The sequence below is a fragment of the Lampropedia puyangensis genome, assembly GCF_004833285.1.
Taxonomy (GTDB): domain Bacteria; phylum Pseudomonadota; class Gammaproteobacteria; order Burkholderiales; family Burkholderiaceae_C; genus Lampropedia; species Lampropedia puyangensis.
Genome location: NZ_STFG01000005.1, coordinates 151,701 through 172,514 on the forward strand (window position 1 = coordinate 151,701; position 20,814 = coordinate 172,514).

Genomic DNA, 20,814 nt, shown 5'->3' on the forward strand with positions numbered 1-20,814 from the left:
AGTTCACGCTCCAACTTACCGCCACGGCACAACCCTAATGCCTAACACACATGATTTGTGTGCTGCTGCCTGTTAGTTATTGCCATCCGGAACAAAAACATAGCCAACACCCCAAACGGTCTGAATGTAGCGGGGGGAGGTCGCATCTTCTTCAACCAATTTGCGCAAGCGGGAGACTTGAACGTCCAAACTGCGGTCAAATGGTTCAAATTCACGGCCGCGGGCCAATAACGCCAGCTTTTCACGTGACAGTGGCTGCCTTGGATGGCGTACCAAGGCTTTGAGCATGGCGAATTCACCTGTCGTCAAAGGCAGTTCTTCACCATTTTTATGCAGAGAACGGGCTCCCATATCAAAAGTAAATGCCCCAAAGTGGGCCACAGCACTGTCGCCGGCTGGCGCGCCTGGCGCCTCAATGGCAGGGCGGCGGCGCAGCACTGCATGGATGCGTGCGAGCAGCTCCCGTGGATTGAACGGCTTGCCAAGGTAGTCATCTGCACCGACTTCTAAGCCCACAATGCGATCCACATCTTCGCTTTTTGCCGTCAGCATGATGATTGGGGTGCGGTCGTTATTTCCGCGCAAGCGACGACATATGGATAGGCCATCCTCTCCCGGTAACATCAAGTCAAGCACGATCAAATCGAACGTGTCTCGCAGCATCACGCGATTGAGCGCTTTACTGTCCTCTGCGACCATGACCTCAAATCCTTCCTGCGCAAGGTAGCGGCGCAACAAATCACGGATTCGGGCATCGTCATCAACGATCAGAATTTTGTCGCCGCGACCAGTCGTCACGGGTTCTTGAGCGTCATCAATCAATGTATTTTCTTCAGTGTTCATGGCATTTTCTGAATTTGTAACATGGCTATTGTGTCCAAAAAATTAAAAAAAATCCCGATAAGCCTTTGATTTTTATAATTGTTACAATTTCATATTGTGAACTGTTTACTTCTTTGCGTGAAAATCATACTGCGAGGGAATATTTGGCAGGTACAGTAAAAAGAACGCACAAAGTCTTGTCTGGCCGTTCTGATGCTTTCAAAAGTTAGGTGATAAACAAGGCCTGTAAGTCGCTCAAAAAATCAAAACCGCGCGTAGTGGGGCGAATGTGTCCGGGCGAGACTTGTTCAAGCAAACTGCGTTCTATGCCTTGCTCAAGGGCGGCTTCAATGCTTGATAGCGGCATGCCTGTACGGCTTTGGTAGTCCTCAAGCAAAAAACCAGCACGCAACCGTAAGGCGTTGAGCATGTATTCAAAAGGGAGATCTTTGCGACTGACTTCGCTGTCCTGGGCTATGGCTTGCCCCTGCAGTGCAGCTTCGGTATAGCGCTGCGGATCGCGTATTCGCACTTGGCGAACAATGCGGTGCGCAAAACTCAGTTTGCTATGGGCACCGGCACCAATGCCAAGATAGTCACCAAATTGCCAGTAATTTTGGTTGTGCTGGCATTGATGAGCAGCTTGCGCGTAGGCAGAGACTTCATAGCGGTGTAGCTGGTGCAGCGCTGTGTCCTCAGTGATCTGGTCGAGCATGTCGTAAGCCAAATCATCATCCGGCAGGGCTGGAGGGTACTTGGCAAAAAAAGTATTAGGCTCGATGGTCAAATGGTAGACAGACAGATGGGGGGGGGCAACCGATAAAGCCGTTTTCAAGTCGTCTTTGAGCATGGCGAGCGTTTGCCCGGGCAAGGCATACATCAAATCCAAATTGAACGTATCAAAAGCCTCTTTGGCTTCGTGTACTGCTGCTAAAGCTTGGTCGCGGCTGTGTACCCGACCGAGCTTTTTCAAATGCTCGTCATCAAAGCTTTGTACTCCTATCGACAAACGAGTTACCCCGGCTGCGCGGTAGGCTGCAAACCGGTCTGTTTCGAATGTGCCTGGGTTGGCTTCGAGTGTAATTTCGCAGCCTGGGACTAAGCGCAAACGCGCACGCACACTGGCGAGCAGTTGGTCAATCTGCTCAGCAGAAAACAGACTGGGCGTACCGCCGCCAATAAAAATGCTGATGACACTGCGTCCCCAAATCAGAGGCAGTGCCGCATCAAGATCGGCTTGTACCGCATCAAGATAGCGCTGCATGCGGTCTTGCCCATCCGGTGATTGTGGCGAAGAAAGCGCATGCGAGTTGAAATCGCAATAGGGACACTTTCGAATACACCATGGCAAGTGGATGTACAGCGACAGTGGCGGCAGCTCTTTGAGTTGGAGTATGCCTGGGCGCATGTAATGCTGGATATCGGCAGGGTAGGACATGAATAGAAAAAACGAATACCACTGCAGCATGACAGATCGGATCTGTGTTGTCAGAGGGCTATGGCGCCGATGCGGTGCAGCAAAGTGGCCGAATCTTACCTGCGTGCACAGTCCTCCGCTGGCGATGCCATCAATACCATTGCATGCCGCAGCTTCTATTGGTTGCCCCCCCCTGCTGTTAAGCGATTAAAAATCATCAGCACTGATGTGAAGATTCAGCGCTAATGCTGAGATCACCCCCAATACAATTGAGCCACTTAGGAGAATAATGCGCAGCCAGTTGCACTAGCAGGCGCTGCGGTATTCAAACTAAAGCATCATCCATGCGCATATTAATTTCGTTTCGTGTATGTGCGGCTTTGCCGCATCCAACGCGACACCTGACTTTGCCTGTGGTTGAGAAATTTATCGTTTCACTAGAGCAACAGGGCATAAGCATGCACGCACTTTGGATGGTTTTGGGCGCTTTTCTGTTTGCAACGATGGGCGTTTGCGTTAAATATGCATCGGAAAGCTTCTCTGCTGCTGAGATGGTTTTTTACCGGGGTGTCATCGGCATGGCGATTTTGGCGTTGCTGGCAAGGCAACAAGGGGTTTCACTTAAAACGCACCATCCGGGCATGCATGCGTGGCGAAGTTTTATTGGTGTGCTGGCTTTAGGTGCATGGTTTTATGCCTTGGGTCTGTTGCCGCTAGCAACGGCCATGACGCTTAATTACATGAGCAGCGTGTGGATTGGCGTTTTCATCGTGGCCAGTGCACTTTTGTATTGGCGCCCCAGCGTGGGTAATAGCAAGCCACCACTGCATGTAGGCTTATTGCTCACGGTACTTATGGGGTTTGCTGGTGTCGTCATGATGCTGCAGCCCAGTTTTCAGGCGGACCAGAGCGTGCCCGCCATTGTAGGCTTGCTTTCGGGGATGTTCGCTGCGTTGGCGTATATGCAGGTGGTGGTTTTGGCGCGCATCGGTGAGCCCGAAACACGAGTCGTTTTTTACTTTGCAGCAGCAGGCATGCTTGCTGGTGGTGTGGTGATGCTTTTTACCGAAACGCACTCACTACTCACGCCGCAAGCGTGGTGGCTGTTGCCTATTGGTATATTGGCTGCACTGGGGCAGTTGTGCATGACACGCGCGTATTCCACGGCAGCCGGCCCCCGAAATACGCTTGTAGTAGCTAGCCTGCAGTATTCAGGCATTGTGTTTGGCGCTATATATAGTGTGCTGTTGTTTTCTGAGGCATTGGGTTTATGGGGGTGGATTGGGATGGCGCTGATTGTGGCTAGCGGCTTGGCGGCCACCTTCTTGCGCACGCGCGCTGTTAAACCGAGTTGAGCAGCCAATTCAGGTTGCCGTTCTTGTCAGATTGATCGATTAGAGGTTGTCACCGCTGACCTGAAGCACCGGTGTCAAGTGCGTATACAACTTAAGGTCTCCATGCATGCTGCTTTTCCAACGGTTATGATGGCGCTCTTCTTTTGTTCGCTCTTTGAGGTTGGAGGTTTTAGCGTGGGATCTGCATCCCAGATCATGACTCGTTGCTATGCTGCGCTGCTGGTTAGCGGGCTGTGCCTTGCCCCACTGCTTTCCTATGCCCAAGCCGCTGTGGTAACGGACTCGCCAACAAAAAGTACTCTTCCCGCCGATAATTCTGCGGCAACTGGAGAGGATGCTCAGGTTGCCAGAGTCATTGCAGGGATGTTGGGCTACACCTACTGGCCGGAGCAGAAAAGTAAGCGAACCTTGTGCGTGGTCGCTGAGAGTTCATTTGCAAACCAGTTGCAAGAACATGTCAGTGCTCTGGCCAACCGCGAACAGTGGGAAACAAAAACGCTTCAACCTCCTTATGGCACCAGTTTGCCTGAAGGCTGCGATGCGTTGTACTTGACGTCAGCTTTTGCGCAAGCACATGCTTCGGTGCTCTCCAGTATTCAGAATTTACCTGTGATGACGGTGATTGAGAATTCACCATTTTGCGATGAAGGGGCTGTTTTTTGCCTAGATGCAAAACAAGGTAAGCGCATCACATTTCAAGTCAATCTTGACGCGATGGCTTTGAGTACCCTGCGGGTGAATCCTCAAGTCTTACGTATGGGGCGCGAACAGGAGCGCAGTGCCCCATGAAAAACGGGGCCGAAGTTCGAGAGCTTTCGCCCGCCTCCGAGATGAGCCTGCGCAGGCTAATACGCAGGACCCAACTCAAAGGAGCGCTGGTGATCGTGCTGATCACCAGTCTTTGCCTGATTGCTGCAGGGATGTGGACGATTGGCAGGTATGCCGATATGCATTTAAATCTGTTGGCGAGGACCTTGGCTTACAACGTTGAGGCGGCCATGGTGTTCGATGACCGTGTGGAAGTGCAGCAAATACTTGACTCCATTGCTGAACCCGAAGGCTTATCGCAGGCGCAGGTGCAAGATACACAGGGAGTAGTTTTGGGAGCCTACCGGGATGAAGGCGCTGTGACTGCATTTGCCAATATTCTCTCGAACAGGGTTATCAAGCAACCGGTAGTGGTGCCTGTGGTGCACGAAGGAAAAATGATTGGGCAAGTGAGTGTGCGCATCAAAGCCCATACTCTATTGGGTTTTCTTGCTGTTGGTATTGGTTTGGTTTTGGCTGCGGTTGTGCTGAGTGCTGGCGTATCAACCTTAGTATCCAAATACTTGCAGCGTAAGCTTTCGCAGCCTTTGGGCGTTTTGTCTGGCGCCATGCGCCGTATTGCCCGCGAGCGAAGCTTCCATGAGCGTATTCCCCACACCAAAATTGCTGAACTCGACCGCTTAGGCCGTGACATCAATAGTTTGATTGAGGAGGTTGAACGTTGGCATAGTTCACTTGAGGGTGAAAAAGCCTTGCTGGCATACCATGCAGAGCATGATGCGTTGACTGGCGCTGCCAATCGCAGGCAGCTGGAGCCTCTTTTTCAGATTGCTATCAAGGAATCAGAGCGAACAGGACGAAGTTTTGCTTTACTGGCTCTTGATTGTGACGACTTCAAACAGGTTAATGATCGCTATGGGCATGCTGCTGGCGATCAAGTGCTTAAAAAACTCGTCTATGTGATCAAGCGATCAATCAGGCAGACCGATGCAATCGTTCGAACTGGCGGGGATGAGTTTGTCATTTTGCTTGCAGGAGTTAAAGGCAGGGACAATACACAGTTGATTGCGAGAAAAATCATTCAGAGAATCAGCCAAACCGTTTTACTTGGTGAGACTCAAGGCCAGCAGCTGTCCATCAGTATCGGGGAAGCTTTATATCCAGAAGACGGGCTAACCCTTGAGCAGCTGATGAAGGTTGCTGACGTGGCCATGTATTCGGCCAAGAGGCATGGACAGGACAGTCCCGCTTTGTGGCCATCAAAATCGCAATAGAAATAACCTTTTAGGAGAATGACAGTGCTGAGTAAACGACATTTTTTGACTAAGAGTCTCGCCATTTTGGGGGCGGGCTTGGTATTGGCAGCATGCCAGACGCCGCCTGCAGGCCATGCAGGCCTGAGCGCTGCGCAGGTTGCCGCGCTCGAGCAAGAGGGGTTTCACATCGTTGATGACGGAATGCAACTGGATTTGAGTGGACGTTTATTGTTTGCGTTGGATTCGTCGACAACAAGCCCTGAAATCAAGACCGTTGTGACCAAAATGACAACGGTGCTGTTGACAGTCGGAGTGAACCGCGTTCGTCTTGATGGCCATACGGACAATGTTGGCAATGAGGCGTACAACATGCAGCTGTCTGAAAAACGTGCGCAATCGGTTGCGGCGCTGATGGAGGAAACAGGTTTTAACCCGGCTGCTATTCAAGTTCGCGGCTTGGGCCCCACACGACCGATTGCAGACAATGCGACTGAAGAAGGGCGCGCTATGAATCGCCGTGTCTCTGTAATCGTTAGCAACGTCAATTAACCTATGTTTTTTTTGATCTAGTTCGATTTTCTGGCAGGGTTTTTTAAAGCGGTATGGCCACATCTTCTTCAGTAAATCCTGCTATTGGCAAAGCACTGGATAAGCTGGGCTTGTTGCGAGACATCGATTTGGTCTTGCACTTGCCGCTGCGTTACGAGGACGATACGCGTATCGTGCCCATTGCCGAGGTTAGAGATGGGCAAGTCGCCCAGATTGAAGCTACGGTGATTTCCAACGAAGTGCAGCAGCGGCCAAAGCGACAACTGGTGGTTGTGGTGGAAGACACTTCTGGCAGTTGCCAGTTGCGGTTTCTGCACTTTTATCCATCGCAGCAGAAAACCATGGCACCGGGCAAACGCTTACGCATTCAAGGTGAAGTGCGTGGCGGCTTTTGGGGCAAGCAGATGGTGCACCCGCAACTGCGCAAGGTTGAGGCGCCTTTGCCTGTTGCATTAACTCCTGTATACCCCACAAGCAAAGGCCTACCGCAGGCCTATTTGCGGCGCATGATTGTGATGGCGCTGCATCGTGTGCGCTTGCGTGAAACCTTACCTGATGGAGTTTGGCAGACCATTGGTCCGCCGCCCATCCTTGCCCAGCCACGCGCACAAGCTCAACCGCTTTGGTGGCCTTTAGATCGCGCTTTGCAGTTTCTGCACCATCCGCAGCCTGATGTGGCGATTCAGACCCTGGAAGACCACAGCCACCCGGCGTGGCAGCGCCTCAAGGTCGAAGAGTTGCTGGCCCAACAGCTCTCTCAGTGGCGGGTACGCCAGCTGCGCGAGCAGTTCACAGCCCCTGTGTTAAAACCTGTTCGTAAGAGGGGTGAGCTGGCCTTGCATGAGCAGCTTCTGGGGTTGATTGCATTTGAACTTACTAAGGCGCAGCGGCGTGTCGTCACGGAGATTGCTGACGATATTGCTCGCGACGTTCCAATGCACCGGCTGTTGCAAGGCGATGTGGGCTCGGGTAAAACGGTTGTGGCCGCATTGGCTGCCTGCATCGCCATCGATTCAGGCTGGCAGTGTGCTTTGATGGCCCCCACAGAGATTTTGGCCGAGCAGCACTTCAGAAAACTCTCTGATTGGCTCTGCCCCTTATTGGTGGCACGCGGCAAGCAAGTAGCATGGCTGGCTGGAACACAAAAGAAAAAACAACGGGAGCACATGCTGGATATGGTGCGTAGCGGTGAAGCCGCACTGGTTGTGGGCACTCATGCGGTTATTCAAGAGCATGTTGAATTTGATCATTTGGGTTTGGTCATCATTGATGAGCAGCATCGTTTTGGTGTCGAACAACGCTTGAGTCTGCGCGATCGCCAGCGCAGTAAAGGGGCTAATGCGCAGCAGGCTAGTACAGGAGCGGTACTTGAGCCGCATATGCTGATGATGTCTGCCACGCCTATTCCGCGCACGTTGGCAATGACCTATTACGCCGACTTGAGCGTTTCAACGATTGATGAGTTGCCGCCAGGAAGAACTCCAGTAGTGACCCGATTGATTGTTGATAGCCGCCGAGAAGAGTTGATTGAGCGGCTCAAGCACCAAGTGACCCAAGGGCGTCAAGCTTATTGGGTATGCCCTTTGATTGAAGAGAGTGAGGCGTTGGATCTTTCTAATGCGACCGCCACCTACGAAGATTTGCAAGAAGCCATGCCACATATTCCTATGGGGTTGTTGCACTCGCGCATGCCTGCGGCACAGAAGCAAGAAGTTATGGCTCGCTTTTCGTCTGGTGAACTTGGTATTTTGGTCGCCACTACAGTGATTGAAGTAGGGGTGGACGTGCCCAACGCCTCACTGATGGTGGTGGAGCATGCCGAGCGGTTTGGTTTGTCTCAGTTGCACCAATTGCGCGGCCGTGTTGGCAGAGGTAGTGCTCAATCGGCGTGCATTTTGCTTTACTCAACTGGTGAGAGTGGCCACTTGAGCGATACGGCCAAGGATCGACTCAGCGCCATGGCACAGACCAACGATGGCTTTGAAATTGCCAGACGAGACTTGGAGATTCGCGGCCCCGGTGAGTTCATGGGAGCGAGGCAGTCTGGTGCGGCCTTGTTGCGCTTTGCCGATCTGGAGACTGACCAGCACCTGCTGGAGTGGGCCAGAGAACTGGCGCCGATCATGCTCAAAGACCATCCGCATTTGGCCGAAGAGCATATGCAGCGCTGGCTGGGTGGGCGCTGGGATTATTTGAAGGCCTGAGCACCTCTTACGGCGCTCAGCGCATTATCCAAGCGCAGTCGCTTAACTGCTTTTCTTGGGCAACCAAAAGGTCGCCATGCCCAAGAGCGGCACCCAAGCCATCACCTGGTAGACCCAGATAATGCCCTTCATATCGGCCAGCAGCCCCAGGCCCGCTGCGCCAATGCCGCTGATGCCAAACATAAGCCCAAACATCAAACCCGACACCATGCCCACGCGGCCAGGCGCGGCTTCCTGTGCGTAGACGACCATCGCGGCAAAGGCCGAGGACATCACCAAACCAATGCCAATCGAGATCGCCGCGGTCCAGAACAGGTTCGCATGCGGCAAGACCAGCGCAAACGGGATCACGCCCAAGAACGACGTCCAGATCACGGCGCGGCGGCCAATGCGGTCACCGACCGGCCCACCGGCAAACGTGCCAATCGCCACCGAGGCGAGGAACACAAACAGGAACAGCTGGCTTTGCTGCACATTCAGCGCAAAGCGCTCAATCAAATAAAAGGTGAAGAAATTGGTGAACAGGGCGATGTAGATGAACTTGGTGAACATCAAAATGCAAATCACCACAATCGCGCGCACGGCCAAGCTCTTGTCCAGACCGGCGGTGTGCTTTTTGGCCAAAGCCATATGGCGGCTGGCACCGTGCGCAATCACCCACACAGTCATACGGTACAGCACGACGCTCGCCAAAGCGGCCACTAGCATGAACCAGGCGGCGCCTTTCTGGCCAATTGGGATGATGATGGCTGCTGCCAGCAAAGGGCCAATGGCCGAGCCCGCATTGCCGCCAACCTGAAAAGTTGACTGCGCAGTGCCAAAACGCCCGCCAGAAGCCAACCGGGCAATGCGCGAGGCTTCCGGGTGGAAGGTTGCCGAGCCAATGCCGATGATGGCCGCTGCCAGCAGCAAGGTCGCGTAATTGGGTGCAATCGCCAATACGCCAATGCCGATGAAGGTGCAGCACATGCCCGAGGGCAGCAAATACGGCTTGGGGTATTTGTCGGTGTAGAGCCCAATCCAGGGCTGCAGGATCGAGGCCGTGAGCTGGTAGACCAGGGCGATCAAACCAATCTCGGCGTAAGAGAGCGTGAAATTGGTTTTGAGCAGCGGGAAAATCGCTGGCAGCATCGCCTGAATGGCATCGTTGAGCAAATGCGCAATCGCCGCCGCGCCCACAATGGGTAATAAAAAGCCGTGGTGGGCAGTAGCAGTAGCAGCAGTGCCAGCAGCAGGCGCTGGACTGGGCGGGTGGACGCCGATGGGCTCGGTGGTCGCGGTAGAGGCGGTCATGGTGTCTCGCTGGAACAAAAGCAATAGCAATAGCAAAGGCATTGGCCAAAGTGGTGGCAACAATGCTGGGCTGCCCGCAGAGCCATGGGAGCATCGATCAAGCAGTCGGTGCATTCCATTCTTCGATGGACAGCCGGGCGAAGCATACGCCTGGTAACAAAGACAATCGTACGCCAATGCGTCATAATCTGTCGCGATCCTGCCATGTCCGATTCACAAACACTCAAATCCAAACAATACGACAACCTGCCAAGAGCACTGGTGGTCATGGAAGAGGCCAGCCCGAATGGCAAAGCCACCGGCTGGCACAGCCATCCGCGCGGGCAGTTGCTGTATGCCACCAAGGGCGTGATGCTGTATGCCACCAAGGGCGTGATGCTGGTGCATTCGGATTTGGGCTCCTGGGTCATACCGCCCAACCGTGGTTTGTGGCTGGTGGCGGGCGTGCGGCACAACGTCATCATGTCGGGCGATGTGTTGATGCGCACCGCGTATATCGATGCCCGGCAAATTCCCCATTTGCCCAGCCAGAGCTGTGCGATTGTGGTCTCGCCCTTGCTGCGTGAGCTGCTAGTGGCCGCTTCCTCGATCTCGCCCACCGCGGCTTTGGATGCCCGGCAAACGCGCATTCTGGAATTGATCGTGGATGAATTGCGCGTCTCCAGCACCATGGCCTTGCATTTGCCGATGCCCAGCGATGCCCGGCTGGCGCGCATTTGCCAGGCCTTGGCCAGCAACCCGGCGGACCCGACCGATGCGGCCAAGTGGGCTCTGCGCATCAATGTCTCAGAGCGTACCTTGCACCGCTTGTTCAGCAAGGAGCTGGGCATGCGCTTTGCCCAGTGGCGCGAGCAAGCGCGGCTGATGCTGGCGCTGCAAAAAATGGCCGCAGGCCACAAGATGCTCAGCGTGGCGCTGGATTGTGGCTACGCCAGCCCCAGCGCGTTCTCGGCGATGTTCAAGCGGCATTTTGGCTTGCCGCCTTCCGAGTTTTACCAGTAGCGCTGCGGTTTTTAAGACGCGGCCGTAGCGCCTTCCCATTGCTGTAGCAAGGCTAAAAACGCGGACTCGTCGACAATCGTCACGCCCAATTCCTGTGCCTTGGTGAGCTTGCTGCCTGCTTCCAGGCCTGCAATCACGTAATGCGTTTTCTTGCTCACTGAGCCCGAGACCTTCGCGCCCAAGGCTTCCAGGCGGTCTTTGGCTTCGTCGCGGCCCATTTGGGTCAGGGTTCCGGTCAGCACAATCGTTTGGCCAGTCAAAGGTTTGGCCGCCGGGTCTTGGCTGGCGCCATCGGTTTCTGGCCAGTGGATGCCCTGGGCTTGCAAGTCGCGCAGCACTGCGCGGTTGTGCTCTTGCTGCAAGAAGGTGTGGATGCTGTGCGCAACCACTGGGCCGACATCGCGGATCGTGAGCAATTGCTCTTCACTGGCGACTTGGCTGGCGTCTGCGCCCATCAAGGCGTCGAGCTTGCCAAAGTGCGCAGCAATGTCCTTGGCAGTGCGCTCGCCGACATGGCGAATGCCCAGCGCGTACAAGAAGCGCGCCAAGGTGGTGGTTTTGGATTGCTCCAAAGCTGCAACCAGGTTTTGGGCCGAGCGCTCGCCCATGCGATCCAGCGCACCCCATTGCGCCAGTGTCAGCCGGTACAGATCGCCCAGCAATTGGATATGGCCGCCTTCGACCAGTTGGTCAACCAGCTTGTCGCCCAGACCTTCAATGTCCATCGCGCGGCGGCTGGCAAAGTGGATCACCGCTTGTTTGCGCTGGGCTGGGCAAAACAGCCCGCCGGTGCAGCGGTGGTTGGCTTCGCCTTCTTCGCGCTCGACATCGCTGCCGCAAACCGGGCAATGCAGCGGCATCACAAACAGCGGCGCATCGCCTTGGCGCTTGTCGGGCAGGCTGGCAACCACTTCGGGAATCACATCGCCCGCGCGGCGCACGATCACCGTGTCGCCCACGCGCACGTCCTTGCGCTGGGCTTCGAGTTCATTGTGCAAGGTGGCATTGGTCACTGTGACGCCGCCGACAAAAACGGGTGCGAGTTTGGCCACCGGTGTCAGTTTGCCGGTGCGGCCCACTTGCACGTCAATGGCCAGCACGGTGGTCAGCATTTCTTGCGCCGGAAATTTATGCGCGACGGCCCAGCGCGGCTCGCGCGAGACAAAGCCCATATCGCGCTGCAAGATCAGGCGGTTGACTTTGTAGACCACGCCATCGATGTCAAACGGCAGCGCATCGCGGCGCTGGCCAATCGATTCGTGAAAGGCCACCAGTTCTTCTGCACCGGTGGCGATAACGCGGTCGGCATTGACCGGCACGCCCCAGTTGGCAAAGACGTCCAGCGTCGCTGATTGCGTGGTGGGCTGCTCACTCCAGCCTTGCAACTCGCCCCAGCCATAGGCAAAGAACGACAAGGGGCGCTGCGCGGCAATTGTCGGGTCGAGCTGGCGAATCGCGCCTGCAGCGGCATTGCGCGGATTGACAAAGGTTTTTTCGTTTTTCTCACCCTGGGCAATGCGTTCGCGCTGGCGCTCATTGAGGGCTTCAAAATCGTCGCGGCGCATATAGACCTCGCCGCGAATTTCCACCACCGCAGGCGGCGTGTCGGTGTTCAGGCGCATCGGTATTTGGCGCACGGTGCGGATGTTATGGGTCACGTCTTCGCCGGTTTCACCATCGCCACGGGTGCTGGCCTGCACCAGGACGCCGTTTTCATAGCGCAGGTTGATGGCCAGGCCGTCGAACTTCAGCTCAGCCTGGTATTGCACCGGCTCGTCGCCGGGCTCCAGGCCCAGCTCTTTGCGCACACGGGTATCGAATGCGCGGGCGCCTTCTGCAGTGATATCGGTTTCGGTGCGAATGCTGAGCATCGGGACGCGATGGCGTACGGGAGTGAATCCATCCATCGCTTTGCCGCCTACGCGCTGAGTAGGGGAGTCTGCGGTGATCAGCTCTGGATTCAGTGCCTCCATCGCCTGCAATTCACGGAACACGCGGTCGTACTCTGCATCTGGAACTTGTGGCGTATCCAGTACGTAATAAGCATGTTCCCATTGCTGCAATTGGGCTCGCAACTGCGCTGCAAGCTGCGCTTGATCTGTGGTGGCGCAAGGAAATAACGGCAATGTTGAGTCTAATGGTGTAGATGACGGCATAGTGCGCAGGGATATGGGAGGGGGCAGATCCGCATCACGCGGTAATTTTTGCTTGAGCAACAACCCAATAAAAAAGGCGGCTACTGCCGCCTGCTAGGGAGGGGGTTAGCTGAATAGTTTTAGCGCCGATGGACTGCCTGCTGGAAAACCACGTGCTTCAAGCGCATCATAAATGCGCTCCATGTCGGCCCCAATCGATTCAATGGCCATTGCCGGAAGTTTGCGGCCCTCGGGGTCGGTCACTGCGCCCTCCATGGTTTGGGCCATGCTATCAAGAATGCTTCGCAAGCGTTCATAAGCATTCTCGCTGCGATCCACGTTGGGCACATCCAAAGAAAACAGAATTTCATGAACCGGCGCATGGTCGAGGTCATCAGCCATGGCTGCTTGCGGATCATAGTTAAGCACCAAGACCGGCGGAGAGTTCGGGGACGCTGCAGGCAAAATCAGGCGTCCTGGAGTAACTGAACTCTTGAAACCGAACTGAGCCGCCGTCTGACGGACATACCCAGGGCTCCAAGTTGCCCTTTGCGCAACCAGCATGAGGTTCAAAATAGCATCATTTTGCGCCGCAAAGTGGTCGACTTCACGCCCACGAGCAACCTCATGCAACATGTCTGGGAAGTCGGGCGATGCGCCAATCGCATCTGCAAATTCCTGCGTTTTCAATACAAATTCTGAAAACTCAATTTCATTGAGCGGCCCTTGCCGGTTGGCCAATTGAATCGCTGCTTGAAACTGGCTGTAACGTGCGCCGGCGCGTGGAGACTCCCACAAATGGTTTTGTTGGTTCAAGCCTTGAATCAAAAATTGTTTTTTGCCAATTCGTCGTGTCGGTGGCAGTGCTGCCAACGCTGCATCACCAGAGACGGTTTTTTCCAACTCCAGCGGCACGACGCTAAAGACCAAGCTGTCAAATTCTTGTGCAGCAACAGCAAGGGGTGTGCTGGACAGCTGGCTTGGTGTTTCTAGCACTTGCGCAGGCGGAACGAGCCCTGCAGAAGGGGCCGCCTCTTGCTGGTGCACAGGCTCTTCTGCAGGCGCCATTGAGCTTGGTGCCTTGCCTTTGCCGAATAGGCCGCCCTTATGGTTGTTTGTGGCTGCTGTGTTGAGTAAAGGTTCTTGCGCATGCGCTGTGTCATCGACGTTGTTCAGTGAGGCGATTTCACCAGCCAGCGATGGTTCTCTGCGATTAGAAGCAGGGGCTTGCGGCTTGTCTGCATCTTCATCAGACACAGGGCGTGCTTTGCGCGGTGCATAAGTGGCGCTGTACCAAGCGTTGTATCCAATGACTGCTAAAACAATCACAACGCCCAAGATGATGAAGGTGGTTTGCAAGGTGCTCATAGTGCTTGCTATTGTAGGAATATCGGGCACTGATTTAGACCGGGAATGCGGGGATTTTTTTGCCGCATTTGTTACCGCGAAGGCTGTGTCAGGGCAAGTAGAAAACGGTTTATTTGGAGTGCGTCGCTGGCAATGGCAGTTGCGCCTGTTTGGCGACTTCAACGCATTCGCGCAAATGTTGCTCTCCAAGGTAGCGCAACGCGGCATAACCAATCGTGGCAGAGATCGCTTGCCCCGCAAAAGGAACAAACTTGGCAGCTTGTTTGCTGCTCATGCGTACACCGATGGTGGTGGCAAGCTTGACCACCATTTCCCGGGTGATGAGCTTACCAATAAGAACAGACCCTACCATTGCAACGGCTCTTTGCACTTGTTCACGTTTTTCGGGGTGCAAGGCGTCGATTTGTTCTGGGCTAAGGCCGAATTCCCGGTTGATTTGTGGGATTAATTTGGTCAAAAGAGCCGCATCAGCAGCCCAATCCAGACCGGGAATGGGGACCGAGCTGGCGACTGCTGCCATCAAGGCCTTCTTGTGAAGAATTTTCTTGCTGCGTTGAACGGCCTGCTCAAGTTCAGGATAACCCTCAGCAAGATTTGCTGCACTGGCCGTAGCGGATTTAGGCAACCAATTCATAGGTGTTGAGTTTTCAAGCAGGAAACATACCAAGCACCATTGGCTATTGCCTTTCTGGCAATAGGACTAGACGTGGTGCAGCGTTCTGCACAGCACCCACACTGCATGAGTGGAGTGCTGTGTGCACTAAACCTTATTTTTTCTTGGTGACTAGGCCCCAGATGATTAAAAGCACAATGGCTCCAATCACAGAGGCGATAAACCCTGCGGCTTGACCTTCTTGGTAAAACCCCATCTGTGCACCAACAAACTGGGCAAAGAAGGAGCCGGCAATGCCAAGCACTGCGGTCATGATCCAACCCATCGGATCGTTACCCGGTTTGAGGAACCGTGCCACAACCCCTACAACCAAGCCGATCAAAATTGTCCAGATAATTCCCATAATCACTCCTTCAGTTTTCTTGCTACTAGAGAACAATGTTTAAGGGCGGCAAGCCCAATATCAAGTCAGATGCAATGCATTTGCTCGCATGCATTGCCCTGCGACCTTACACCAAAATGCTTGAGTAATGGCGTAAGGGATTGTTTGTCAAGTCATGGCGAAGGGATGAATGCTGTTGATTGGTTTCAATCTCGCCTGTTCCGTGCTTTATTGCGGTTACGACTTGGGTTTGCTGTAGCCACTTTGAATTGGCTCGAAGCCCTACAATCGGCGCCATCTCAAACGATTAAACGGAGCTTTTCGTGCAAGTGTCCCCTGCTATTTTCAAAGCCTACGACATACGAGGTGTGGTGCCTACGACGCTCACAGCAGATGTGGCTCGCAACATAGGCCGTGCATTTGGCACGGTTGCCAAAGCGCTCGGTGAGCGCGAGGTGGCTGTGGGGCGTGATGGTCGTTTGAGTGGCCCAGAGCTGCAGCAAGCACTGATGGCAGGGCTAACGGATGTGGGGCTGAATGTATTGGATGTGGGGATGGTGACCACGCCGATTTTGTATTTTGCTGCGGCAACCCACACCCAAAGCGGCATTCAAATCACCGGCAGCCATAATCCAAAAGATTACAACGGTTTCAAGATGGTGTTGGCTGGCAAGGCTATTTACGGTGATGACATTCAGCATCTGCGGCAGTTGATTGAGGTAGCGCAGTGGGACTTTGCACACAAAGGCAGCATTCGTGAGCACGATGTGGTGCCTGAATACATTGCCCGCATTGCTTCAGATATTTGTTTGGCGCGGCCCATCAAGATCATTGTCGATGCAGGCAATGGTATTGCCGGTGCAACTGCGCCAGCCGTGCTGCGTGCAATTGGTTGTGAAGTGGAGGAGCTGTTTACCGAGGTCGATGGCAGTTTTCCCAATCACCACCCAGATCCCAGTAAGCCAGAAAACCTGCAGGACCTTATTGCCGCACTGAAAAATAGCGATGCGGAGTTGGGCTTGGCGTTTGACGGGGATGGAGACCGTTTGGGCATTGTCACCAAAGAGGGGCAAAACATTTTTCCAGACAGACAAATCATGCTGTTTGCGCAAGATGTGCTTTCTCGCGTACCCGGGGGAGAAATTATTTACGACGTCAAATGCTCGCAGCAATTGGCCCCCTTTATCCGTGATGCAGGCGGGCAGCCGGTGATGTTCAAAACGGGGCATTCTCTGATCAAGGCCCGCATGCGTGAAACTGATGCGCCATTGGGCGGTGAAATGAGTGGCCATATCTTTTTCAAAGAGCGCTGGTATGGCTTTGATGATGGCACCTATGCGGGCTGCCGTTTGCTTGAAATTCTTACCAAAGGGGTAGATCCCTCAGCCCAGCTCAACGCTTTGCCCATCAGCCATAGCACCCCAGAGATGAACATCGCCTGCGCAGAAGGTGAGCCGCATCGTTTGGTTGCCGAGTTGGTCGCCAAAGCGCATTTTGAGGCACCCGCTCAATTAAGCACCATTGATGGCCTGCGGGTTGATTGGCCTGATGGTTTCGGCTTGGTGCGCGCCTCCAACACCACGCCTGTGTTGGTGCTGCGCTTTGAGGGACAAACGCCTCAAGCCCTTGAGCGTATTCGCGCGGCATTCATGGCATTGGTTCACAGCGTCAAGCCCGACGCGCACATTGCGGCGGCGGCCCATTGAGTGGGCAACAACCGTTTATGGGGCCAACCCGCTGCGCGGAGTCTGTGCGTACACCGCTGCGTTGGGTTGAGCGTGTTGCCTTGGCTGTGTATGGTGTTGCGATAAGCGCGGCGTCTCCCTTGTTGCGCAAGAAGCTGCGCAAACGTGCATTGAAAGAACCTGGATACGGCGAACACGTCTCTGAGCGCTTTGGCTTTTACAAGCATGAAGGCAATAACCCGGCGCAATCGCCAGAACGGGCGCCAAACGGCCCCTTGCTTTGGGTGCATGCAGTCTCGCTGGGCGAAACCCGCACCGCAGGTTTGCTTTTGGGTGCGCTGCGCGCGCGTATTCCGGGTTTGCGCATTCTGTTGACGCACGGCACCGCCACAGGGCGCGAAGAAGGCCGCAAGTATTTGCGCGAAGGAGACCTGCAGGCATGGTTTCCTTGGGATTCACCACGTGCAGTAAGGAGGTTCCTGGCGCACTTCAGGCCTCAAATGGGCGTGCTGATGGAAACCGAAGTCTGGCCCCATATGGTGCAAGGCTGTGCGAATCAAGGCGTACCGCTTTGGTTAGTCAATGCGCGTCTGAATGAGAAATCTCTGCAAGGCATTCAAAAGACGCGTTGGCTGATGGGGCCTGCATACCGCGACTTGGCAGGAGTGTTTGCGCAAACAAGCACCGATGCCGATCGCTTGCAATCTGTGGGTGCTTCAGTGCTAGGGATAACAGGAAACATCAAGTTTGATGCCCAACCCGATGCGCAACAGGTCGCGTTAGGACTGCAAATGCGCCGTGAATACTGGCAGCGTACTGGCAAAACCATCGTGGTGCTGGCCAGCTCACGGGAAGGTGAAGAGGCGGCTTGGCTGGATGCGATTGTTCAAAACAAGTTGCAGCAAACCGTACAGTGGATGGTGGTGCCCCGCCATCCTCAACGCTTTGCTGCTGTTGCAAGTCTGGTCGAGGCCAAAGGGCTGACGCTGGCGCGCCGCAGCGCATGGGGTGTGATGCAGGCAGCAGCGCTGCCCACGCATGCTAATGTGTGGCTTGGTGACAGCATGGGCGAAATGGCGCTGTACTACAGCATGGCCGATGTGGCTTTACTGGGGGCTTCGTTTGAATCGTTAGGGGGGCAGAACCTGATTGAGGCTTGTGCCTGTGCTTGCCCTGTTGTCATGGGGCCGTACACATTTAACTTCACACAGGCGGCGGTTGATGCCTTGGAGCACCAGGCGGCCATCCGTGTCAATACGATGCCTGAAGCCGTTGCGGTTGCAGTGCAGTTGGCACACGACAGCCATCGCCTACCCATGATGCAAGAACAAGCGCTTGCCTTTGCCCAAGCGCACCGCGGTGCTTTGGATGCGTTAGCCAGCCATTTGACCAACCTTTGGCTGTGTCGTAATTCAGGCAACAGGGATACGCCTGCTGCTTGATTGTGGATTTTGTTGAAACCTTCTTTGATCGATGCCAAGGATGGCCGCTATAACCTGGCCACCGTATCCAAGGCATTTAGAATTTCGCTATGAATGAAGAATCCGACTTGCTTACCCTTTCTGATGCTGCTTCTGAGGGCCAGCCGCCAGTAGAGCCACCAGTGGCGGCACCTGCCATTGGCGATGACGATGGCTCTTCGTTGGCCGCTTATGCGCAAAGAGCCTATTTAGAGTACGCCTTATCAGTGGTCAAGGGCCGTGCTTTGCCTGATGTCGTGGATGGTCAAAAGCCCGTGCAGCGGCGCATTTTGTTCACTATGGATCAAATGGGGCTGGGCTATAGCGGTAACACTGCCGCAAAGCCTGTGAAAAGTGCTCGGGTAGTGGGTGATGTGCTGGGTAAGTACCACCCGCACGGCGATAGTGCGGCCTACGATGCCATGGTGCGGATGGCGCAAGATTTCTCACAACGTTACCCGCTTATTGATGGCCAGGGCAACTTTGGCAGCCGTGATGGCGATGGCGCAGCCGCTATGCGTTATACCGAAGCTAGGCTAGCCAAAATCACCCGTTTACTGTTGCAGGAAATCGACCAGGGCACCGTCGATTTCGTACCCAATTACGACGGTTCTTTTGAAGAACCTTACCAGCTGCCTGCACGTTTGCCGTTCACCTTGCTCAATGGCGCCAGCGGTATTGCTGTGGGGATGGCCACGGAGATTCCTAGCCACAATCTGCGTGAAGTTGCTGATGCGGCCATCGCCTTGGTTAAAACACCCAAGCTCAGCGATGAGGAGTTGCTGGCGTTGATTCCTGGGCCCGATTTCCCCGGCGGAGGTCAAATCATCAGCAGCAGCAGTGACATTGCCGCAGCCTACCAAGGTGGCCGTGGCTCACTCAAAGTGCGTGCCCGCTGGGAAACTGAAGAGCTGGCGCGTGGTCAATGGCAGTTGGTGGTCACCGAATTGCCGCCCAATGTCAGTGCGCGCAAAATCCTGGAAGAAATTGAAGAGGTCATGAACCCCAAGGTCAAAGCAGGTAAAAAAGCCTTGACCCAAGAGCAGACCCAACTCAAAGCTACCGTGCAAGCGGTGCTCGACGGGGTTCGTGACGAATCCAACAAAGATGCACCTGCGCGTTTGGTGATTGAGCCCAAATCGAGTCGCACCGATGCACAAGAACTCATTGGCGCGTTGCTGGCTCATACCAGTTTGGAGACATCTGCATCCATCAACTTGACCATGATTGGCATTGATGGACGTCCCATGCAAAAGTCGCTGCGCCAAATGCTTGTCGAGTGGATTGAGTTTCGCCAAACCACCATTACGCGCCGCAGCCAACATCGTCTGGACAAAGTGCTCGACCGCATCCATATTCTGGAAGGTCGCCAGCTCATCCTGCTTAATATCGATGAAGTGATTGCCATCATTCGTGCAAGCGATGAGCCGAAGTTGGCTTTGATGGAGCGCTTCAAACTCAGCGACCGACAGGCTGAAGACATTCTGGAAATTCGCCTGCGTCAGCTGGCGCGTTTGGAGGCGATCAAGATTGAGCAGGAACTCTCTGAGTTGCGTGCTGAACAAGCCAAACTCGAGGACATTCTGGCCAATCCCAACAGCCTCAAACGCTTAATGGTCAAGGAGATCGAGGCCGATGCCAAAGAATTTTCAGACCCACGCCGCACGCTGATTCAAGAAGAGAAACGGGCTGTGGCTGAGGTGAAGGTGCTTGATGAGCCGGTTACGGTGGTCATCTCTGAGAAAGGCTGGGTGCGTGCCCGCACAGGGCATGGGCATGATCCACAAGGCTTTAATTTCAAGGCCGGGGATGGGCTGTACAGCACCTTTGAATGCCGCACTGTCGATACTTTGCTGGCCTTTGGCAGCAATGGCCGCGTCTATTCAGTGGCTGTTGCCAGCTTGCCCGGCGCGCGTGGCGATGGGCAACCACTGACCACCTTGATTGAGCTGGAAAAAGGCACCGATCTTGTGCATTATTTTGCTGGCCCCGTGGATGCCCAACTGCTGCTGGCCAGCTCTGGTGGCTATGGCTTTATTGCGCAATTGAGCAGCATGATCTCCCGGCAAAAGGCAGGCAAGGCATTCATCAGTTTAGGCGAGGGCGAGACCGTGTGCGCACCTTCACACATCGCCGGCAGTACCGCTTCACAGGAGCTGCTTGCCGCTACCCATGTATGTGCCGTATCCAATGCGGGGCGTATCTTGACCTTTGCCATCACAGAGATGAAAACCATGACCAATGGTGGTCGTGGCTTACTCCTGCTCGACCTTGAAGACAAAGATGCATTGGCTGGCGCAGCCGCTTACATACGCAGTGTGTGCATTGCTGGTGTCGGCCGCGGGGGCAAAGAGCGTGATGAAACGCTAGAGATTCGCAGCCTAAACAACGCCATGGGTAAACGGGCACAAAAGGGCAAGAAGGGTGATTTTGGCTTCAAGCCCAATGCGGTAATGCGGATGCTTTGATACACAGCCAATACCCTGTTGATGGCGTTGTCTCGTT

17 protein-coding genes are annotated in these 20,814 nt (G+C 54.6%); 10 read left to right on the forward strand and 7 right to left on the reverse strand.

From position 1 onward, the window contains the following. Positions 1–72: 72 nt before the first annotated feature. Both ompR and hemW read right to left on the reverse strand, forming a co-directional pair. A complete protein-coding gene (gene ompR / locus E9531_RS07100; RefSeq protein ID WP_136573052.1) occupies positions 73–843 on the reverse strand; it encodes an osmolarity response regulator transcription factor OmpR in 771 nt (256 codons plus the stop codon). 205 nt (positions 844–1,048) lie between these two features. Beyond that, positions 1,049–2,260 carry a radical SAM family heme chaperone HemW gene (gene hemW / locus E9531_RS07105; protein ID WP_136573053.1) on the reverse strand — a complete coding sequence of 404 codons (1,212 nt, stop codon included), beginning with the start codon at positions 2,258–2,260 and terminating at the stop codon, positions 1,049–1,051. A gap of 84 nt (positions 2,261–2,344) precedes the next feature. Between hemW and E9531_RS17470 the strand changes: the two genes are divergently transcribed. From E9531_RS17470 to recG, 6 genes are all read left to right on the forward strand, one after another. Then, entirely contained in the window at positions 2,345–2,485 is a 141-nt protein-coding gene (locus E9531_RS17470; RefSeq protein WP_158291733.1) for a hypothetical protein, read from the forward strand. A 212-nt stretch (positions 2,486–2,697) separates the two neighbouring features. Then, the gene (locus E9531_RS07110) at positions 2,698–3,594 is read left to right on the forward strand and encodes a DMT family transporter (protein WP_136573054.1); all 897 of its coding nucleotides are present in this window, start codon (positions 2,698–2,700) and stop codon (positions 3,592–3,594) included. Positions 3,595–3,789: 195 nt separating this feature from the next. Then, positions 3,790–4,383 (forward strand): regulatory sequestration protein YfiR, encoded by a 594-nt coding sequence (gene yfiR, locus E9531_RS07115; protein WP_158291734.1) that lies wholly within the window; start codon positions 3,790–3,792, stop codon positions 4,381–4,383. Then, a complete protein-coding gene (dgcN, locus tag E9531_RS07120; protein WP_136573056.1) occupies positions 4,380–5,636 on the forward strand; it encodes a diguanylate cyclase DgcN/YfiN in 1,257 nt (418 codons plus the stop codon). The genes yfiR and dgcN overlap by 4 nt, the downstream gene beginning before the upstream one ends. 24 nt (positions 5,637–5,660) lie before the next feature. Further along, positions 5,661–6,167, forward strand: a complete 507-nt coding sequence (yfiB, locus tag E9531_RS07125) for an outer membrane lipoprotein YfiB (protein ID WP_244610018.1) — start codon at positions 5,661–5,663, stop codon at positions 6,165–6,167. A 53-nt stretch (positions 6,168–6,220) separates the two neighbouring features. Next, positions 6,221–8,371 carry an ATP-dependent DNA helicase RecG gene (recG, locus tag E9531_RS07130; RefSeq protein WP_136573058.1) on the forward strand — a complete coding sequence of 717 codons (2,151 nt, stop codon included), beginning with the start codon at positions 6,221–6,223 and terminating at the stop codon, positions 8,369–8,371. A 42-nt stretch (positions 8,372–8,413) separates the two neighbouring features. Here the strand turns inward: recG and E9531_RS07135 are convergent, their stop codons facing one another. Beyond that, complete coding sequence (locus E9531_RS07135) at positions 8,414–9,664, reverse strand: MFS transporter (protein ID WP_136573059.1); 1,251 nt, start codon at positions 9,662–9,664, stop codon at positions 8,414–8,416. A 204-nt stretch (positions 9,665–9,868) separates the two neighbouring features. Here E9531_RS07135 and E9531_RS07140 point away from each other — a divergent pair, with 204 nt between their 5' ends. Continuing rightward, positions 9,869–10,666 carry an AraC family transcriptional regulator gene (locus tag E9531_RS07140; protein ID WP_136573060.1) on the forward strand — a complete coding sequence of 266 codons (798 nt, stop codon included), beginning with the start codon at positions 9,869–9,871 and terminating at the stop codon, positions 10,664–10,666. An 11-nt stretch (positions 10,667–10,677) separates the two neighbouring features. Here E9531_RS07140 and ligA read toward each other — a convergent pair whose 3' ends face one another. The 4 genes from ligA to E9531_RS07160 all read right to left on the reverse strand — a co-directional run bounded on the left by ligA (position 10,678) and on the right by E9531_RS07160 (position 15,185). Continuing rightward, complete coding sequence (ligA, locus tag E9531_RS07145; protein WP_136573061.1) at positions 10,678–12,822, reverse strand: NAD-dependent DNA ligase LigA; 2,145 nt, start codon at positions 12,820–12,822, stop codon at positions 10,678–10,680. A gap of 105 nt (positions 12,823–12,927) precedes the next feature. Beyond that, positions 12,928–14,169 carry a cell division protein FtsZ gene (locus tag E9531_RS07150; protein WP_136573062.1) on the reverse strand — a complete coding sequence of 414 codons (1,242 nt, stop codon included), beginning with the start codon at positions 14,167–14,169 and terminating at the stop codon, positions 12,928–12,930. Between the two features lie 109 nt (positions 14,170–14,278). Then, complete coding sequence (locus tag E9531_RS07155; RefSeq protein WP_136573063.1) at positions 14,279–14,803, reverse strand: hypothetical protein; 525 nt, start codon at positions 14,801–14,803, stop codon at positions 14,279–14,281. A 133-nt stretch (positions 14,804–14,936) separates the two neighbouring features. Beyond that, a complete protein-coding gene (locus E9531_RS07160; RefSeq protein ID WP_136573064.1) occupies positions 14,937–15,185 on the reverse strand; it encodes a GlsB/YeaQ/YmgE family stress response membrane protein in 249 nt (82 codons plus the stop codon). 302 nt (positions 15,186–15,487) lie between these two features. On the opposite strand from E9531_RS07160, the gene E9531_RS07165 reads away from it, so the two are divergent. From E9531_RS07165 to parC, 3 genes are all read left to right on the forward strand, one after another. After that, positions 15,488–16,870, forward strand: a complete 1,383-nt coding sequence (locus E9531_RS07165) for a phosphomannomutase/phosphoglucomutase (protein WP_136573065.1) — start codon at positions 15,488–15,490, stop codon at positions 16,868–16,870. Positions 16,871–16,887: 17 nt separating this feature from the next. After that, entirely contained in the window at positions 16,888–18,291 is a 1,404-nt protein-coding gene (locus E9531_RS07170; RefSeq protein ID WP_136573066.1) for a 3-deoxy-D-manno-octulosonic acid transferase, read from the forward strand. Between the two features lie 89 nt (positions 18,292–18,380). Next, positions 18,381–20,777, forward strand: coding sequence for a DNA topoisomerase IV subunit A (parC, locus tag E9531_RS07175; RefSeq protein WP_136573067.1), 2,397 nt, complete (start codon positions 18,381–18,383; stop codon positions 20,775–20,777). Positions 20,778–20,814 lie beyond the last annotated feature (37 nt).